Origin of the sequence: Rhodococcus globerulus NBRC 14531 (genome assembly GCF_001894805.1) — a bacterium.
In the GTDB taxonomy this organism is placed as follows: domain Bacteria; phylum Actinomycetota; class Actinomycetes; order Mycobacteriales; family Mycobacteriaceae; genus Rhodococcus_F; species Rhodococcus_F globerula.
In genome coordinates this window covers 46,293-64,419 of the sequence record NZ_BCWX01000013.1, presented here as the reverse complement: position 1 = coordinate 64,419, position 18,127 = coordinate 46,293, and the positions used below count along the sequence as shown (strand labels likewise).

The following is an 18,127-nucleotide window of genomic DNA, read 5'->3' as shown; positions in this document are numbered from 1 at the left end:
CGATGCGGGATGTGGGGGAATAGATGAACAAAGTTGTTTGCGGTTCGGTCGGGGCCGAGACGTCGTCTCGCGCGTTCCGTCTGAGTCAGGCTGAATGCAACCGAATGGTTGAGTTCGGCGCGAGGTGGGTCCATTACGGCGCGGTGCCGGATGAGGAAGTTTTCGTAGAGTTCGGAATCAGCAGTCGGCAGTTCTACGAAAGACTGTCGGTTGTTGCGCTGAGTAAGCGAATGGAGTTGAGGTTCTCGCTGAGACGCGATCTGTTGGAATTGTGCCGCGCCAGACTGAGGACGTCGTCACTATTGGGTACGTAGTGCAGCGCGTTCGTTTCACTCATACCTTCATCGCCGAATTCTTCTCGGCACGGGGACTGTGACCCCGGGGGACACGGGCGCCGGGCGCGATCGAGTCGGCATCGAAGTCCTGACTTCGAGTACGTGACGTGCCGTACGAACGCCGGCGGTCACCGGATCAAGGCCTTCATTAACGGGAATCGAATCTAGCGCGGATACCGATATCGTCAATGATGTCGGTATCCGCGTCGCGCGTGGGTCAGTGGCTCCGGTGAACTACGCGCAATGATCGGAAGGTTTCGAAAAACACCGCACGGGCCATCAAGTTCCTCGTCGGAACTTACTTGGCGGAGATAGTGTTCCGCTTCAGTTGGCTAGGAGCCCGCCCTCGATCCGGAGCGGCATTGGCCGTTGCAGTGGCCGGCCCTAGCGATGCTTCAAGCCCTGAGGTGAAGAACTGGACCAGATCCTCGAGTAGGACGTCCATCGGCAGGGGGAGTTTCTCGCCAGACGCCAGAACCGCCTGATAGCGAGCCAGTGTATGAACGGTACCCGTGAGCATGTGCATGCAGCGCTCTTCGAGGACTTCTTCGGAAAGGTTGGACAGGAGTCGGCCCAATAGCCCCAGTACGGTACTGGCAGTGGCGGACGGAATTACAGTGTTGCTACTTACACTGAGCCGTGAATAGCCGCCATTCTCCAGAATGTAACGGGACATAAATGCAAGGTAATGATTGTCCTCGTCCAGATGGCTGGCCAGAGGGAAGACGAATAGTCGCACGAGGTCGGAAACTCGAGGCTGGCCGCGTACCATCAAATCTGCGAACATTTCCACACGACGTTCTTCGCTGGTGTGGGCCCTGTACGCGATAATTTCGCTCACCAGAGTTTCCCTGTCGCCGAAGTGGTACTGCACCACGGCATGGTTCTTCTGGCCGGCAGCGATGCCGATGTCCCTGAGGGGAACTGCTGCGATTCCGCGCTCGGCAAATAGCTGTTCGGCTGTGATGAGAAGTAGCAGTCGGGTCGCGTCGCCCCGTGAGTTTACTCGTTCCTTACCAGCGGAAGGCCGCATGTTCCCGCCGTCGCTCGAAGGTATCTTGTCCGCTGGTGCTATCGGCATATTTGCCCAGGGAAGTGCCTATGGTCCGGCGCTGTCCCCGCCCCCTCTCGTCTGCTCATCTCTATCCGCGGAGAGCGTATGCCTTGTGTCAATTTCCAGATCGGTTGATGTACCCGGCCCCGCTCCTGCGAATTTGGATTCTAACTTACGGTACCTCGAATCGGGCAGCCTTGGAATTAAGTATTATAGCTTATTTTGTTTCAGGGATGACGCCGCCAGATGATTCAGTGAAGGAACTGACACCTGTCGCCTGGGTCACACCTCTGGGCCCTGCGGTGCTGCAAATAATGTGCAGCGCAAATTACTATGAGTATGAATTAAGTTTGTCTGGTTAATCTTCGTGCCGTCTGGCTGTGCAGGCATCCGGTGTCCAGCAAGGGCCGGCTGGGGACGATTCTGCTGGGTGTTTGTCCGGCTTCCGGAACAGGCCTGTCGCCGTAGCCGGTGCGGCTACGGCGAGATTCAGGCGAGGCAGGAGCCGCCGTTGACACTGGCGGTCTGTCCGCACAGGTTGGCCGGCTGATCAGCCGGCCAACCTGTATTTCGATCAGTTCAGCCAGACCTTTTCCCAGTCCCATGCTGCACCTGAACCCGTCGGAACAACCGTGATGCCCTGGACCTTCTTGTCCGAGGCAATGTAGGCACCGATGTACTGCCAGATACGCATCGGAGCGTCCCGAGAGACCTCGGTGTTGACAATCTCGTACGCCTTGGCGACTTCAGCGGCGTCCTTCGACGAGCGGGTGAGCTCGAGTGCAGCGTCCACTGTGGGATTCGAATAGCCGGTCGCGTTCTGCGGTGCATTGGTGTAGAACAGGTCGAACAGCAGATCCTTGGACGCAGACTGATAAGTCGTGGTCATGAGTTGGAAGTCGCCCTTCCTCTGATTTGCCAAGAGAACTGGGGGATCGAGGGGCACGATCTTGACGGTCAGGCCGTTGATCTTCTGCAGTTGGGCCTGGAGCATCTGAGATGTCTGTTCCATCACCGGGAAACCCGCATAAGTCGTGAGCGAAATGGTCTCGCTCGTCTTCGAGGTCCTGCTCAGGTAGTCATCGAACAGTTTTTGTGCCTCGCTCAAGGCAAGTTCGGGGAACGCTGCGCCACTGTCCGAAGGCATGAACGCGTCAGCAGTCACGGTCTGGGTGCCGAGCGCCGCAACCATCTGGTCGGCATCGATTGCGTGCAGCATTGCGTTCCGTAGACCAGCGTCTTGGATGGTCGGATCCTTGTAATTGAAGATAACGCCGCTGCCGCCGATGAGCTGACCGCCATCGGTGTTGAAGCCGCTGTCCTCCATTTTCTCGGCATCGATAGTGCTGGAAAGGGGGGTCATCAAAGCTTCTCCACTGATAACCGCATTCATTTTCTGAGGATCGGAGCCAGCTTGTTTGATGGTCATCGCATCGAGGTAGGGCAAGCCTTGCTCGAAGTAGGTCGGATTACGGACGAGCTTCATTTCGGAGTTGCGGACCCATTCCTGCATGAGGAACGGGCCGGCTCCGACGGGCTTGTTGCCGACTTCCGCGCCTGCTGCCTTGATCCCGGTGGGCGAACCGATAGCACCGAGGCCCCTGACCAACTGCCAGGGCAGCTGGAAGTTCGCTTCGTCGAGCGTCACCTTGACGGTAAGCGGATCAACGATCTCCCACGCCATACCATTGGTGGCAGACGCTGCGGCCGAAAGCGTCGCGGGATCCTTGATGCGGTCCCAGTTGAACACGACCGCTTCAGCGTCAAACGGGGTGCCGTCGCTGAAGGTGACGCCCTCACGGAGTTTGAGCGTCCAGTTCGCCCCGTCCGAACTCTCGAATGATTCTGCGAGATACGGCACGAACGTGTCAGTCGCGGCGTCATAACGCACCAATGTGCCGAACACAGGTGAACAGCGGTGGTACGCAACCAAACCGCAGTTCGCCGGGTCCATGGACTGGGTTTCGCCTCCCATTGCATATGCCAACGTGCCGCCGGTCTTCGGCTCGCCTACGGAATCGCCCTCGCTTCCCGAAGAAGAAGAACAACTGGTCAGGGCGATACCCGTGACGACAATAGTCGCGAGGGCGCCAATGACCCGCCGAGACTTCATACCTTTTTGCGTGCGCAAAGTGAACTCCATTCTCATTTGCTTACCCGTCCCTGCTCGTGAGGGTTCGGAAGATGTCTGTGCTTGTGGGACTTCGTGTATCAGGCGGGATTTTTTGACAGCACCGAACTCTGACCAGTTGCCTGCAGGAGCGCCGAGTCGTCGAGAGGGAAGTGGCAGGCGACGAAGCGACCTGGACGAACCTCTCGAATTTCCGGCTCATCAGAGGCGCACTGTTCTTGCGCCAACGGGCAACGTGTCCTGAACCGGCACCCACTCGGCGGATTCAGCGGCGAAGGCAAGTCGCCAGAGAGTGCGGCCTCCCGAATCGGAGCATCGGGATCAGGTTCTGGAATCGACTGTGCGAGTGCACGAGTGTAGGGATGGGCCGGGGACGAGAAGAGTTCCTCCGAAGTTCCGATCTCACAGATCTTTCCGAGGTACATCACCACGATGCGGTCACTGAGGTTCTTGACCACGGCCAGATCATGGGCGATGAAGACCATCGTGAGCTGGTACCGCTCCTTCATTTCATGAAGCAGGTTCATGATCTGAGCCTGAACCGAAACATCCAGTGCCGATACCGGCTCGTCGCAGACAATCACCTCGGGATCGAGCACCATGGCGCGCGCGATGGAAATGCGCTGGCATTGACCACCCGAGAATTCGTGGGGACGGCGGTCTGCGGCAGTATCAGGGTCAAGTCCGACCCGCTCGATCATCGCCTGCGTCTTGGCCAGAACCTCCGACTTGCTCAGGTCGTCGTGTATGCGCAGACCCTCGGCGATGATGTCCTTGACCTTGCGCAACGGGTTCAGCGAGGAAATCGGATCCTGAAAGATCATCTGAATCTTGCGGCGTTGGCGGCGCAACGCAGCGCCTTTGAGACCGACAACGTTGACGCCATCGAACTCGACCGATCCGGAGGTAGGACCCGGAAGTTGCATGATTGCCTTCGCCACACTGGACTTGCCGCAACCGGACTCACCGACCAGGCCGATTGTCTCACCGCGGATAGCGTCAAAACTGACGTCCGACACTGCATAGACTCGCTGTCCGCCACGGCCGGCGTACTCCACCACCAGATTTCGAACGCTGAGAACGACGTCATCCTGGTCGCGTAGATGTGCTGTTCCACTACCAGCCATCAGATCATCACCTCATTACCAACCGGGGTACCCGCAGCAGTGAAGCCTGCTTCGGAATTTCGTAAACGAGCGGCATCTCCGTCAGCGGTGCCCAGCGGGAAGAAGCAGGCTGCCGAGTGTTCTGGCTGGAATGGATCTATCTGCAGGGTCGGGGTTTCCTCGAGACAACGAGATTGCGCTGAAGCACACCGCAAAGCGAAACTGCATCCCGCAGGTGGGTCGATCACAATCGGGGGACGCCCGGGAATGGACGGAAGCCGAGTATGGCTCGGATGAGAAACCTTGGGGATCGCATCAATAAGTGCCTTGGTATAGGGATGGCGCATGTTTGCGAACAATTGGCGTGTAGGCGCCTTCTCGACTACACGTCCGGCGTACATCACCGCAATGTTGTCAGCACGGCCGGCGACCACACCCAAATCGTGGGTAATGAGGATCATGGCCATTCCCGACGATTCCTGCAGATCCTGCAGAAGGTTCAGGATTTGATGCTGAACTGTCACATCCAGCGCGGTGGTCGGCTCGTCCGCGATAAGTAGTTTGGGTGAGCACGCGATGGCAAGTGCGATAGTAACGCGTTGACGCATACCTCCCGACAGATTATGCGGGTACTGGCTGAAGCGCTTCTCCGGTTCGGGGATGCCTACCATTCGGAGCAGTCGTGTCGCCTCTGCCGTGGCTTGCTTCTTGTCGAGACCGAGGTGGAAACTGAGCGTCTCGGTCAGTTGCTTTCCGATGGTGATCACCGGCGTCAGCGACGTCATCGGGTCTTGGAAAACCATCGATAGGTCCACGCCCCACAAATGCGGGTTGTCCTTGCGGGTAACTGTTGCCAGATCCACTCCGTTGAGGATGATTTTGCTACCCGGAAGGACATGCGCGTTGGGAGCGAGGATCTTCATGATCGCCCGGGACAGAACGGATTTGCCCGATCCGGATTCACCGACGATGCCCAATGTCTCACCGCGACGCAAATCGAGATCGACACCTTCAACGGCCCGGACCAGCCCTTTCGGCGTCTGAAACCACACCCGGAGATCCCTGACCCGAAGTACTTCGGTCGAGTCGACATCCGCCGAAGAATGTTCGTGCTCGGGAGACTTGATTGCCTGACTCATATCGCCGAATCCTTTCCAACACGTCCACGAACCCAGTCGCCAATCCTGTTGAAGGAGAAGACGGTTACGAAGAAGAACAGCGCTGGTATCAGTACAAGCTGAGGGTGCCGGCTCATCTGTTCGCGACCAGCTGCGAGCATGCCACCCCAGCTGGGAGTCGGCGGGGGAACACCCACGCCGAGGAAACTCAAAGATCCCTCGGCGATCACGAGAGTCGCCATCACGACCAACGCCAGCGACAGAATGGGTAGCATGACATTCGCCAGCAGTTCACGGAGCAGGATGCGTAGCGGTGATGCACCCAAAGATTTTGCAGCAGTAACGAACTCGCGTTCAGCAAAAGCCAACGTGTTGGCCCGAGCGACACGTGCGAAGTTCGGGATGCCCATGATGGCCAGCGCAATCACCAGTGTGCTCAGGCTCGGCTCGAGAACTGCCACCATGGCGATCAGGAAGATCAGCGGAGGAAAAGAAAGCGTGAAGTTGATGAACAACGAGATGAACTTGTCAACTGTTCCTCCGAAGTAGCCCGCGAGCATCCCTAGGGTTACGCCGAGGACAAGCGAGATGCTGGTGGCACCGATGGCAACTGCCAGCGACACACGGGCGCCGAATATTAGGCGAGACAAGACATCTCGACCTAGCGAATCGGTTCCGAGAATATGCCCGTCAGTTCCGGGAATCGCATTGAAAACGCTGGAAACGTCGTTCGGATCCGGCAGAGGCAGTACGTTCGCGAAAATCGCGCCCAGGCACACAACGGTAATCCAGATAACACCGATCAGGGCGCCGATATCACGCCGGCGCCGAATGGGCTTGATAACCACTTCTGGCAGTGGGGACTGCGCGTTCCGTTCCGCCACGGCGACGGATCCGGGCGAATCCTGGATAACTTCGCTCATGACGTCCTTTCCTTCCTGACTCTCGGGTCGAGTAGCGGATAGGTGAGGTCAACCAATGCGTTGATGAGTATGTATCCGACAGCGCAGACCAGCACCACAGCTTGCACCACGACGTAGTCGCGGGAGTGAATTCCATTGATGGCTAGTGTTCCCAAGCCGGGGAGAGAAAAGATCGCCTCAACCAAAATGGTGCCTCCGATGAGCCGGCCGATCACCATTCCGGACACAGTTACCAACGAGAAGGAAGACTGCTTCAATGCGTGCCCCGACAGGATGCGCCATGTCGGAAGCCCACGCGCGCGGGCCGACAGAACGTGGTCCTGCTGGAGAGTAGTCATCATATCGCCCTTGAGAATTCGTATGAAGAGCACGATTTCGGACGCGGCAAGAGTTACCACCGGAAGTATCAGTTTCTCAATATGTGCAATCGGGTCTTCCGAGAACGGCACCCACCCCATCGGCGGAAAGATATTCAGTGTCATTGCAAAAACAAAGATAAGCACGATTCCCAGAACAAAAGACGGTGTTGCCAACATGGCCGACGAAATGATCGTGGTCACCCGATCGACTATTCCGCCCGGACGGTATGCCGACCAGACTGCCGTCGGAATCGCTATGACCAGAGCCAAAATTATGGAAACCAGAGCAAGTTCAAGGGAGACGGGAAGCCGCTCCATGATCGACTCTCCGACGGAAACGCCCGTCTGATAGGACCTGCCGAAGTCACCATGGAGAACCCCTCCCATCCAACCGAAATACCGTTGCAGCAGTGGATCATTGAGTCCGTACGCATCCCTGGCGGCGGTTATCTGCTCAGGGGAGGCATCTGGTGGAAGAAGCGCATCCACTGGGTCGCCTGGAATCAGCTCGAGGAGCAAGAACACCGCCACCGATACCATGAACAGCAGCATCAGGAACTGGAACAGCGAACCAGCTCGCTGCGTGAAATTCCATGTTTTCACTTTTCTACCATCTCTTTACATCCCAATCTCTTTAACCCCACGGGACATCCTTCTTCCGGAATTTGCTCGAGAAGCGCAGTCAAGCGAGTGGGGAACAGCGGTGCGATGACAGTTACGAAGTGCGTCCGGATCGAAAGTGGACCGACGTGCCGGCCGAGAAGTCAGCTGAGGCGATATGCCTTCGGCCAGTTCACTTCCCATGCAGTTCTGGTGAGGAAGGTCTGCAGTTGAGCCGGCTCGGATACTGGCATCGTCGTCCTCACGCGGTCTCGGGATCTAACCAGTTCGTTGAGCACTCCTACGAAACAGCGCTCGTTATCGTTCCGGATAACGGAACGCATGTTCCGTGTTTCGATTAAGCTTGGCAGCTGAGGTTGTCAGCGTCAAGGGGTGTGCCCGGTCCTGTTCTTCAGGAGACCCATTCGCTCTGGACGATCAAGGTAATTTACTTGGTTTAAGAACTCAGTTCTCGGCAGAGTCCGATGTGTGTAGTGGTGCAGAGCCGTAATCTCGGTCGGCCGTAGAAGGTTGAAGTTTCGTGGATTCGGCGGCAATCGACCCAGTCGATCTTCCCGCCGGTTTACGAGTTCGGGCTGTTCACAGGCCAAAACGGCCTCTATGTCTGACGGGTTCGGGCGTGCTGCACTCACCGCATATCTTCACGAAGGCGTTGTCCTATCTGGCGATATCGCGCCGGTGCGGACACGATCAGGCCTCGGTAATTCGCGTCGCCCCTGGAGCTGCGGTGCTCAGTGGCGGCCTTGTGAAAGCTACAGATGTGAGCTGGGATCCGCAGTCGTTTCGGCGAATAGGTGCCGACAGATTGGCAATGCCTCCGGGTTTCAACGCTCAGATGACTAGATCGAATTAAGCGCCACTCGGTTTTGTCATCGCTCACAGCATGCGCCGTCGGCTACCCGGGGAGTGAATATTTCGACCATCGGTAGCCGTGCACATGCCCTTCGGTCATTGGAGTTACCACCAACACGACCGTACGGTCCTATTTGACTAAAATCGGCTGTCTGCAATGGATTTGGTACCCAGGCGCATCTGCCTGTCTCGAGCAGCCAGAGCCTTCGGGGCTACAAGACCGCGCCGTCAAGTGTCGACCCGCTAAAGCCGATTCCTGCAGCGATTCTTGTGGCGGGGGGAACGAATACGGAAGTCAGCCGAGATCAGCATGTTTCGGCGGAATCTGACATTCGGTCAACTCGTAGGTACAGTCCCGCCCATACTGACAGTGAGGATCTCGGCCGAGTGGACGACGAGTCCGGCAAGGACAGGTTCGTCTGTTTCGTTGAACCGACTCTCGGGGATCGTGACGCCGACATCGCCGAAAACCTCACCGGAGGGCCCGAACACGGGTGCGGCCACCGCCACGGCACCAACGATCCGTTCGGCTCGGGAACTGGCGTAGCCCTGGCGCTTAATCTCTGTAAGGCGTTCGGTGAGGCGCAACGTATCGTCGCTGATATCAGGCGATGTGCCGAGTTGTTTTTCCACGATCTCGCGGCGATCCTCATCGGGTAGGAACGCGAGGATCGCGAGTCCACTCGCGCCGGTGTGGACCGAGAGCCATTTGTTCAGTTGGAGCACGTAGCGGAGCGGATGAGCGGACTCGATGGACAAAGTGAACATCATCTGTTGACGTTGACTACTGTAAACACTGAGAAACGAGGTTTCTTCGCTGCGTCGAGTGAGCTCGCAGAGAACGTCGTTCGCCTTGTCGTGTAGTGGGAACTGGGCTATCGAGGTTCGGGCGATTCGCAGGAATTCCAGTCCGACTCGGTAGGTGCCGCTGGGTGTCCGATCTACCATTCCGAGTTGTTCAAGTTCGCCGAGTAGACGGTGGGCTGTGCTCGCGCTCGCGCCCAGTCGCGTACCTAATTCTCGGACACCGTAGGCCTCTTCACCGCTGTCGACCATGTGGACCAAAAGTTGTATTGCTCGCCCCAGTGGATCACGGCGCCGCCTGATTTCGTTCTGCTCCAACAGTTCCTGTGGACTTTCTACGACCAAGTTCATCTCCTCGGGATCTGCTCTTTGCGTCATTCGTCTTCTGTGTGGCACTTGACTCTTCACAGCGAAACGAGTGTCCCGTTCGATCGAACGTTAGCATCAACGTGGTCTCGCTGCGTGAAGTCGGGAGTCCAGCGCGACCCTTGCTCGGGTGTACTTCGGAAACCGCGTCGACATCAAGCAATGCATGTGACCGCACCATTTGTCGATGCTCGTGTCAGGTGATTGACACAATCCAAGCTACTATGCTTAATTGCTAGGATTCGATGTGGTCGGACCTGGATCGGTCCAACTCTGACCTGATCCAGGCATGGAGGCTGGCGCACTGCTGTGCGGCAGTCGGTCCGAGGTGAGTGCGAGGGACTGCCGGATCAGGGAGCGAGATGATCGCGAAGTGGTTGTGAACGACTGCAAGGGCTTTTTGCCATTTCCAGTAGGCATCGCGCTCGAACCGACACCCGCGAGGTAGTCGGCACCGTTCCGGATGTGTGCCGGTGTAGAGATCCCGGTACCGATACACAAACGCACCGGTGCACAACGATACCGGTGCGCAGAGGGAAATCGATCGATTGCATTGTCATGACACGAGAGGGTGACCATGTCTGAAAACACAAGAAGCATTATAAATGCTCAAGCTCGTGAGCGTGACTTTCGCGTCAAGATGATCTACCACCCTGTGCTTCACGTTGTTGATCTCGACGAAGCCGAAGATTTTTACCGGAGGGTTTTCGGCCGGTCGAGCACCCCCCTCGCGTCGGTAAGGAAAGCACCGCCGAAGCCGAATCATTCCATCGACCATTCGATATTTACTTCTGTTGGCGACGTTCTGATCGACAGTCTTGATCCGAAGCGGTACATCACTGGGGGAGTCCAGCGACCTGCAGTCGAGCAGGGACATTTGCAGACCTTCGGTTGGTACATCGAGGGAATGCCCGAGCTTTACCGCGAACTCAAGCATCAAGGCATCCGAGTTACCAACAGCCAGGACGAAATTGCCGAAGGCGACGAGCTGCCGATGGCCGGCCCGATTCCGCACTTCCATACGCTTCCGGTGGATGCCGGAATTCGTTACTACTTCTTTCCGCTGTTTCCCTTCAAGCCTGACCTCCGACTGACGCCTGACTGGTCTATTCCCGTTGTGTCAGAAGATGACCCGCTGGGCATCGAATACTGTTCGCACCACACGGTATTGACTGATAACCCGAACCGGGCACACAAGTTTGTCGTCGATGTCTTGGGTGGAACAGTCATCCATGAGGGTCACGACAATGTCCGGTGTGTCACCGGTTCGTACGTTCATCTTGCCGATGCGATCCTCCAGTACGCAGCACCGGATGCAGATTCGGCCGCGCAAGCAGACCTTGCTGCGAATGGTGCGGACGACGTGTATCACGCAATAACATGGAAAGTTGTCGACATCGATCGGGTCGAACGTCATGTCGAAGCCCAGGGCTTGCGCATCTTGACCCGCACTGACGACACGATCATTACCGACCCCTCTACGAGTCTCGGTGTCCCGTGGGGCTTTACAACCAAGAGGGTCCCAGGTGATCCGCGTTGAACATGTACGCCTGCGCGCACAGGGACGCCCAACCGCTGGGTTTCGAGAAGATTGCCGGAAAATATGCTTCCCATTTCTTAACAAACTGTGCTTAACTATCTGTGTTGGCAGTCACATCTCGAACCAAAATTGTGGGCATCCGCCGCCCATCCCACCCGCACCCTTCGATGCCCATTCCGTCTGTGTATCGATGTGCTGACCCAGGAGGTCGTATGAGTACGGAAACTCTGACCTACGCAGACGTTGTCGCAGGTGTCCAGGCCAGCCTCGCTGCATACACCCAGGCGATGGATTCTGGCCGTTTCGACGACGTCCTAGCCACATTCAGCAGCGACGCCGTATTCGAGATTCCCAATTTCGGTGTGGTTGCCGAGGGGCACGATGCGATCCGTGAGTACTACGCGACCACGACAGGTGGGGCGCCCTTACGGCATGTGGTCGTCAATACGCTTGTCTCCGATCAGAAGGAAGGCGAGGTAGAGGTGAGCAGTGACCTCCTCGTCCTTCAAAAGGGCGACGCCGGTTGGGGGCTCATCATGGTCGGTAAGTATCAGGACATCCTGCGGTCCGTCAGCGGCGCGTGGCTGTTCCAGCGCCGGACACTGTCCTTTGCAATCTGAGTTCCAAGGTCTTCGATCGACCGGCTGGTCAATTCGGAGTGCTCCGGGAACCAGCCGAAAGTCCGAGAATCAATCCGGTGCCTCCGGAAGATAATGCCGCGTTTGAAAGGTCCATGGTTATGGCCGTTAGGGATTGGTCGAAGTTCGTGAGTCTTTTTGAGGGATTGGGTCGGTGCTTGTGATGAAGCGTGTGGCGGTGGTGACCGGCGGCGGTTCAGGTATCGGTAGCGCAATTTGTCAGCGCCTAGGTGCCGACGGTTACGCGGTCGCTGTTCTCGACCTCAATGGTGACGGTGCCGAGTTGACAGCGAAAGAGATCGTAGCTGCCGGTGGCCAGGCTGTCGGGTATCAGCTTGACGTCAGTGATCGAACTGACGTCGATCGCGTCCTCGGAGAGGTCCGGGCAGAGCTGGGTTCAGTGAGTGTGCTGGTTACCAGTGCCGCGGTTGCCATTCAGGAGCCGTTCGCGGAAATCAGTGTGGAGTCCTGGAATCGGATCATGGCGATCAACCTCACCGGCACATTCAACTGTGCGCAATCGGTTTTGCCGGAAATGGTCGAATCTGGTTGGGGCCGCGTAGTTTTCATTTCCTCGTCGAGTGCACAGCGTGGCGGTCCGAAGATGGCCCATTACGCCGCGTCGAAGGGGGGTGTGATCGCGTTGACGAAGACGCTTGCTCTCGAATACTCGCCGTTGGGCGTGACGATCAACAACATTTCCCCGTCTTCGATCGACACCCCCAGTGTTCGCCGTAAGCAGGAAGCCGGTCTGGTCCCGTCGAATGAAGTGATGGGCCGACATATTCCAGTGGGCCGCATGGGCACCGGCGCAGATATCGCAGGGGCGTGTGCGTACCTGTGTTCTGACGACGCGTCCTTTGTTACCGGGCAGACCGTCAGCGTCAACGGCGGTTCCTACCTCGCCTGAACCTCGCCGTAGCCGCGCCGGCTACGGCGACAGGTCTATTCCGGACAGGAATCCTTTTCTCCAAGGAGACAACGTTTCATGAGTACCTTGACCATCAACACACTGACGGCGTCCATGGGCGCAGAGATCAGCGGCATCGGCCTCGACCAACTGCTTCACGACGACACTGTCCCGGAACTGATCTGGAACGCACTACGCGAGCACGGCGTCCTTCTTTTCCATGACCTCGGGTTCACTCCGGACACCCAACTCCAATTCAGTGAACGACTCGGCACCCTGGACCGCACCAACGGGGAGCAGTACAACGAACCCGGAATTCAGCGGGTCTCGATGGACCCGAAGAAGAACGGTGGCCAGGAGACCGTGCGCGGCACGTTCAACTGGCACATGGACGGCTGCACTCTGCCCGCCGAGAAGAACCCCTCACCGGCAACAATCCTCACCTGCGCGGTCACATCCGAGACCGGCGGCCAAACCGAATTCGCCAGCACCCGTGCATTCTTCGACTCGCTCAGCGATGAAGAGAAGGACCGGTTGTCGACGATGCGGGTTGTGCACTCCGTCGCCGGTTCCCGGCGACGAGTGATCCCGAACCCTACTCCGGAGCAGGAACAGGCCTGGGCGGCGATGCAGAGCCGTGAACACCCGATGGTCTGGCGGCACCGTGAGGGCCGCCCTTCGGTGATCATCGGCGGCACGTCGGACTACATCGTGGGTATGGGTAAGGACGAAAGTCGGTTGTTCCTCGACGATCTCGTTGCTCGGGCCACAACGCCGGATCGGGTGTACAGCCACGAATGGTCGGTCGGTGACACCGTGATCTGGGACAATCCGGGGATGCTGCACCGTGTGCAACCCTACGAAGACGGTTCCGCGCGCGAAATGATCCGCTGCACACTTGTCGGTGAGGAACCCACTGAGTAACACCCAGCTTGGGTTTGTAGGGTCTGCTGCACAGCCGCAGAAAACGTAAGGCAATATGTCAACGCGTAGACCGTGTGGGGGAGGTCGACAAAGGTGAGCGACCCCAGTCCGACTGGATCGTCAGTCCCGTCTACCAGAGCACAATGGAGTGACGCAGTGAGTGAACCCCGGATTGTTCCTCGCCCCCTGGAAGATTGGGACGAAGAAGTTCGAGACGCGTTGTCTGTCCTGAGCACGGGCAAGAGCAACTCGACTGTCGGCGCGCAGCCACCGGTCGTGACTCCTCCCCAGCCCCGATCAGTGCCCAACATCATCGCTATCTACGCGTGGCACCCTGAGTTGAGTCGCAGTTGGCTGACGTTTTCCAATCATCTGCGCGATTCGACGTTGAATGAACGGGACCGGGAGCTACTCACGCTCGGGACTTCATGGTTACGACGAGGTGAGTACGAGTGGGCGCAACATACAGGAATGGGTCGAGCTGCGGGGCTCTCCGATGACGAGATCGAGGCCGTCAAAATTGGCTCATCGGCGACTATCTGGAGTCCGATGGATGCGGCTTTGCTCTGCGCCGTAGAAGAAATCTGCCAGGACCGTTACGTTTCCGACGCCACCTGGGCTGAGCTTGCAACATACTTCGATCGCAAGCAGATGATGGACGTGGTTTTCCTGATCGGCGCCTACGACATGCATTGCATGGTGTTCAACACCTTCGGGCTGCAACTGGAACCTGGAATGCAAGGTTTCTAGTCGCCCTGGACTCCCCACGATGAAAGTCCTTGTGGAGCAGTCGGTCAATTCGCAGGGGGACGTACCCACTGGTGCGGCCCGCCCCGACGGCCTGTGGGGGACGTTTGTCGATGCCGCGAATCGGAGTCGCCGGGTCCAACACCTGTGATGCACTGCGCTGTTCGGGGCAGTCGACCGGTTAGGCGCTCGAGCGTCCACTACCGCTGAAAGGATCGGATCCGATTCCGCCTGATGGTATGAGCGGTGGACTCGATGCCTTCCGAGCGGCGACAGTCAATGTGTTGTGGGCTCGGTGATCTGCACACGCTCGTGGCGAGCGCCCACTCATATCTACAAGGCTGAAGGTGAGGTTTCGGATGAAATCATTGAGTGATCTGCTACGTAACTGTATGCAACTCGGATATGTGGCAGACGATATCGATGCCGCCGCAGAATTTCTCGAGAAAACGCTGGGGACAGTCCAGTGCGTGAAACACTATCGATCGTCATTGGGTCGTCGGCCTGATGAGATTGCGGCCGAAGAGTCCTCACGTGCGAATGGGAATGAACCCCAGGGATCGTTCGTAGTTGTCGGAGGAACAATAGCCGAAGAATGGGTGATCGATGTCGCGTTGGTCAACGCCGGCGCAACCAACATCGAGATCATTCGGCCGGTCAGTGGCGCGGTCGATCTTTACCGGGGCGCACTGCGCGGCGGTGCTCCAGCGACACTCCATCACATGGGTTTTCGCGTGGACGATTTCGACGAGGCATCCGCAATCGTTGCCGAAAGTGGGCGTACGTGGGCGCAATACGGAAGAAGCGGCGGTATCCGGTTCGGTTATCTGGATCTGACGGCGGAACTCGGTCACTTCGTCGAGGTGATGGAACTCGACGAAGCCGGTGCGAGCGGATTCGCGAAGCTGGAAGCGGCCTCGAACGTGGTCAATTGATTTCCGCTACATCGCGTGTCGCGCATTTCCGGTAATACACGAGAGGAATGAAAGTGGAAAGCAATAAGATTGATGACATCTACGATGTCATCGTCGTCGGTTCAGGTGCCGGGTTGGTCGGTGCACTCGCTGCGGCTTCGCGCGGTCTGCAGACTCTTGTCATCGAGAAGACCGAGTTCATCGGTGGTACAACCGCATACTCGGGGTCTGGCCTGTGGCTGCCAGGCAATGCCGCGGAGCGTCGCGCCGGGGTCGACTCCGGTCCGGATCAAGCCCGGCCTTATCTGGATGCGATCGTCGGTGACGATGCTCCCTCTGCGCTGAGAGAAGCCTTTCTGCAGGTGGGGGCGCCGATGATCGACGAACTGGAGAGCCATGAATGGCTTGGACAGTTTTACTGGCAGGGCGTTCCTGACTACTTCGAGAAGGCTCCGGGCAGCTTGTCGACCGGGCGCACGATTTTTCCTGAGCCGCTTGATCGTTCGGCTTTGGGTGACCTCGAGCCGCTGGTTCGGCGACCGCAGTGGGCTGAGCGTTCGGGTGCAGAGCCGGGGCCCGTCATGACTGGCGGGCAGGCGCTGATCGCTCGACTGTTGCTTGCCTTCGTAGCCACTGGTAACGGAACGATCCGCACAAACACCGGTCTGGAGCGGCTCGTTCTGGAGGGCGACCGCGTAGTTGGGGTCGACGCGACCACGGATGGTGGATCGATAACTATCCGTGCGCGTCAAGGCGTGCTCCTTGCAGCCGGTGGCTACGAGAGGAACGCTGAACTGCGTCAGAAATATCAACCGGAAGTGACGGATGAATGGTCCCAGGGAGCGCCCGGCAATACTGGTGATGCTCTAGTTGCCGGCATGGAAATCGGTGCTGCGACTGATCTACTCGAGGAAGCCTGGTTTGCTCCGGGACTGGTGGTTCCCAATGAGCGTCCGGTGTTCTATACCTCTGTGTGGAGTGGCATTTGGGTGAACGATGCCGGTGAGCGTTTCATGAATGAACGACTTCCGTACGACAGGTCGGGTCATGAGATACTTCGTGCGCACCGAGCGTCGGAGGTGTCGCATCTGCCGACGCATTGGGTGTTCGATCAACGCCAGTTCGACAACGAACGGGCATTTGCATCGCCTCCGGTCGCACCGCAGTCCACGAATTGGTTCGATGTGGACAAGTTCCTCGCTGCCGGTGTTCTCCGAAAGGCTGACACACTCGAGGAGTTGGCAGAGCTTATCGGTATTCCGGCAGGCGCCCTGACGAAGAGCGTCGAGCAGTTCAACGAGTACGCGCGCAGCGGCAAGGATGAAGCGTTCGGCCGAGGCGACGCACCGTGGGATCGAATCATCGTCGGTATGTGTGGCAGTCACGAGGACGGCCCGAATCCGTGCCTGGGTGTAATCGACAAGGGGCCGTTCTACGCGGCGCAGATCGTACTGTCGGATCTCGGGACGAAGGGCGGACTGAAGACGGACGAGAACTCCAGAGTTCTGCGGGAGGATGGGTCTGTGATTTCAGGTCTCTATGCCTCGGGCAACACGATGGCACCGATGACTGGTCGGATTTACCCCGGTGCGGGTGGTCCGGTGGGATCGTCGATGGTCTTCTCGTACCTGGCTGCTTTGGACATGGCTGGTCCGAACGGCTGATTCGCGAAGTGTCAGATGAAAGTCGATGGCCCCGAAGGATTTCCTTCGGGGCCATCGACTTTCTGATCTGGTGTTTATGCAGCGTCGGTTGAGTGACCAGGAAAGAGCGAGAGTGCAGGATCCAAGGCGACGGCTGCGTTGTTGACAGCTGTGGCAACCTCGCCGAACCCGACCGACATGAGCCGAACCTTGCCTGTGTACGACGTGATATCGCCGGCCGCATAGACATGTGCGGCGGTGGTCTGCATACGAGTGTCGACGACGATCGTGCGGCGGTCCAAGTCCATGCCCCATTCAGTCAGCGGTCCGAGATTGCTGATGAATCCCAAGGCGGCGACTACCGCGTCCGCCGGGAGGATTCGAGGCTCACTCTGACCGTCGATTCGAATGTGGGCTTGCTGCAGTGTGCCGTTTCCGTGGAGCGCCTCTACCTGTGCGTCGGTAATGATCTCGACGCCGCTGTCCATCAATTCCTGAACACTCGCCGCGTGGGCTCGGAACGCGCTGCGGCGGTGTACCAAAGTGACGGATCGAGCGATCTTCCGCAGGGCAAGGGCCCAATCTACGGCGCTGTCGCCGCCGCCCACGACGAGTACGTCGCGGTCAGTGTGTTCCTGCGGGTCGGGTACGAAATAGCTCAGGCCACGATCGAGAAACTCTTCTCCGGCCGGGAGTGTGCGGGGAGTGAAGGTCCCGATGCCGGCGGTGACGATCACTGCACCGGCATTGACAACGGTGCCATCGGAGAGTGTGACAACAGGGCGACCGTCGGTGTAACCGAGAGTGACTGCTTGGCGCCCTAGAAGGTAGATCGGTTTGAAAGCGTCGGCTTGTGCCTTCAGCGCAGCGACAACTTCCCGGCCGAGAGAGCCCGGGACGGCTGCGATATCGCGGATCTCCTTCTCGGGATACAGTGCGGTGATCTGTCCTCCGCACTGGGGAAGGGCATCGACGAGCACTGTGGACAAGCCGCGAAAACCTGCAGAGTATGCACCGAACAGTCCAACGGGACCTGCACCGATGATGAGGATGTCTGTCGTAACGGTCTCGGCCATGGGCCAACCTCCTGATGTGTGGCAACGATGAGTTTGGTCTGCTACCGAAGCGTGTCGGCAGACCAA

At 58.1% G+C, this 18,127-nt stretch carries 15 protein-coding genes; 7 read left to right on the top strand and 8 right to left on the bottom strand.

The window, feature by feature from the left end; all coding sequences use genetic code 11:
* Positions 1 to 633: 633 nt before the first annotated feature.
* From RG2_RS30505 to RG2_RS30475, 7 genes are all read right to left on the bottom strand, one after another.
* A complete protein-coding gene (locus RG2_RS30505) occupies positions 634 to 1,368 on the bottom strand; it encodes a TetR/AcrR family transcriptional regulator (RefSeq protein ID WP_092803983.1) in 735 nt (244 codons plus the stop codon).
* 595 nt (positions 1,369 to 1,963) lie between these two features.
* Entirely contained in the window at positions 1,964 to 3,502 is a 1,539-nt protein-coding gene (locus RG2_RS30500) for an ABC transporter substrate-binding protein (protein ID WP_051730734.1), read from the bottom strand.
* 98 nt (positions 3,503 to 3,600) lie between these two features.
* Positions 3,601 to 4,647 (bottom strand): ABC transporter ATP-binding protein, encoded by a 1,047-nt coding sequence (locus RG2_RS30495; RefSeq protein WP_033236759.1) that lies wholly within the window; start codon positions 4,645 to 4,647, stop codon positions 3,601 to 3,603.
* Positions 4,647 to 5,765 carry an ABC transporter ATP-binding protein gene (locus RG2_RS30490; RefSeq protein WP_051730735.1) on the bottom strand — a complete coding sequence of 373 codons (1,119 nt, stop codon included), beginning with the start codon at positions 5,763 to 5,765 and terminating at the stop codon, positions 4,647 to 4,649. The genes RG2_RS30495 and RG2_RS30490 overlap by 1 nt, the downstream gene beginning before the upstream one ends.
* Positions 5,762 to 6,667, bottom strand: a complete 906-nt coding sequence (locus RG2_RS30485; RefSeq protein ID WP_080711851.1) for an ABC transporter permease — start codon at positions 6,665 to 6,667, stop codon at positions 5,762 to 5,764. The genes RG2_RS30490 and RG2_RS30485 overlap by 4 nt, the downstream gene beginning before the upstream one ends.
* The gene (locus RG2_RS30480) at positions 6,664 to 7,629 is read right to left on the bottom strand and encodes an ABC transporter permease (RefSeq protein ID WP_230590389.1); all 966 of its coding nucleotides are present in this window, start codon (positions 7,627 to 7,629) and stop codon (positions 6,664 to 6,666) included. Before RG2_RS30480 ends, RG2_RS30485 begins: the two co-directional genes overlap by 4 nt.
* A 1,206-nt stretch (positions 7,630 to 8,835) precedes the next feature.
* Positions 8,836 to 9,681, bottom strand: coding sequence for an IclR family transcriptional regulator (locus tag RG2_RS30475; protein ID WP_080711852.1), 846 nt, complete (start codon positions 9,679 to 9,681; stop codon positions 8,836 to 8,838).
* 565 nt (positions 9,682 to 10,246) lie between these two features.
* Here RG2_RS30475 and RG2_RS30465 point away from each other — a divergent pair.
* The 7 genes from RG2_RS30465 to RG2_RS30435 all read left to right on the top strand — a co-directional run bounded on the left by RG2_RS30465 (position 10,247) and on the right by RG2_RS30435 (position 17,006).
* A complete protein-coding gene (locus tag RG2_RS30465; RefSeq protein ID WP_202026728.1) occupies positions 10,247 to 11,209 on the top strand; it encodes a VOC family protein in 963 nt (320 codons plus the stop codon).
* 212 nt (positions 11,210 to 11,421) lie between these two features.
* Complete coding sequence (locus tag RG2_RS30460) at positions 11,422 to 11,829, top strand: nuclear transport factor 2 family protein (protein ID WP_033236762.1); 408 nt, start codon at positions 11,422 to 11,424, stop codon at positions 11,827 to 11,829.
* 181 nt (positions 11,830 to 12,010) lie between these two features.
* Positions 12,011 to 12,757 carry an SDR family NAD(P)-dependent oxidoreductase gene (locus tag RG2_RS30455; protein ID WP_033236804.1) on the top strand — a complete coding sequence of 249 codons (747 nt, stop codon included), beginning with the start codon at positions 12,011 to 12,013 and terminating at the stop codon, positions 12,755 to 12,757.
* Between the two features lie 78 nt (positions 12,758 to 12,835).
* Positions 12,836 to 13,681, top strand: a complete 846-nt coding sequence (locus RG2_RS30450; protein ID WP_033236763.1) for a TauD/TfdA dioxygenase family protein — start codon at positions 12,836 to 12,838, stop codon at positions 13,679 to 13,681.
* A 156-nt stretch (positions 13,682 to 13,837) separates the two neighbouring features.
* Complete coding sequence (locus RG2_RS30445) at positions 13,838 to 14,431, top strand: carboxymuconolactone decarboxylase family protein (protein ID WP_051730736.1); 594 nt, start codon at positions 13,838 to 13,840, stop codon at positions 14,429 to 14,431.
* 356 nt (positions 14,432 to 14,787) lie between these two features.
* Positions 14,788 to 15,363: a VOC family protein gene (locus RG2_RS30440; protein ID WP_230590391.1), complete on the top strand. Its 576-nt coding sequence runs from the start codon at positions 14,788 to 14,790 to the stop codon at positions 15,361 to 15,363.
* 53 nt (positions 15,364 to 15,416) lie between these two features.
* Complete coding sequence (locus RG2_RS30435; RefSeq protein WP_230590393.1) at positions 15,417 to 17,006, top strand: FAD-dependent oxidoreductase; 1,590 nt, start codon at positions 15,417 to 15,419, stop codon at positions 17,004 to 17,006.
* A 74-nt stretch (positions 17,007 to 17,080) separates the two neighbouring features.
* Here the strand turns inward: RG2_RS30435 and RG2_RS30430 are convergent, their stop codons facing one another.
* On the bottom strand, positions 17,081 to 18,061 hold the full coding sequence (locus RG2_RS30430; protein WP_033236766.1) for an NAD(P)/FAD-dependent oxidoreductase: 981 nt from the start codon (positions 18,059 to 18,061) through the stop codon (positions 17,081 to 17,083).
* Positions 18,062 to 18,127 lie beyond the last annotated feature (66 nt).

Bases quoted from the DNA above. Each gene is read 5' to 3' on its own strand.
- RG2_RS30505 (WP_092803983.1), bottom strand. From the start codon at position 1,368: ATGCGGCCTTCCGCTGGTAAGGAACGAGTAAACTCACGGGGCGACGCG.
- RG2_RS30500 (WP_051730734.1), bottom strand. From the start codon at position 3,502: ATGAAGTCTCGGCGGGTCATTGGCGCCCTCGCGACTATTGTCGTCACG.
- RG2_RS30495 (WP_033236759.1), bottom strand. From the start codon at position 4,647: ATGGCTGGTAGTGGAACAGCACATCTACGCGACCAGGATGACGTCGTT.
- RG2_RS30490 (WP_051730735.1), bottom strand. From the start codon at position 5,765: ATGAGTCAGGCAATCAAGTCTCCCGAGCACGAACATTCTTCGGCGGAT.
- RG2_RS30485 (WP_080711851.1), bottom strand. From the start codon at position 6,667: ATGAGCGAAGTTATCCAGGATTCGCCCGGATCCGTCGCCGTGGCGGAA.
- RG2_RS30475 (WP_080711852.1), bottom strand. From the start codon at position 9,681: ATGACGCAAAGAGCAGATCCCGAGGAGATGAACTTGGTCGTAGAAAGT.
- RG2_RS30465 (WP_202026728.1), top strand. From the start codon at position 10,247: ATGTCTGAAAACACAAGAAGCATTATAAATGCTCAAGCTCGTGAGCGT.
- RG2_RS30460 (WP_033236762.1), top strand. From the start codon at position 11,422: ATGAGTACGGAAACTCTGACCTACGCAGACGTTGTCGCAGGTGTCCAG.
- RG2_RS30455 (WP_033236804.1), top strand. From the start codon at position 12,011: ATGAAGCGTGTGGCGGTGGTGACCGGCGGCGGTTCAGGTATCGGTAGC.
- RG2_RS30450 (WP_033236763.1), top strand. From the start codon at position 12,836: ATGAGTACCTTGACCATCAACACACTGACGGCGTCCATGGGCGCAGAG.
- RG2_RS30440 (WP_230590391.1), top strand. From the start codon at position 14,788: ATGAAATCATTGAGTGATCTGCTACGTAACTGTATGCAACTCGGATAT.
- RG2_RS30430 (WP_033236766.1), bottom strand. From the start codon at position 18,061: ATGGCCGAGACCGTTACGACAGACATCCTCATCATCGGTGCAGGTCCC.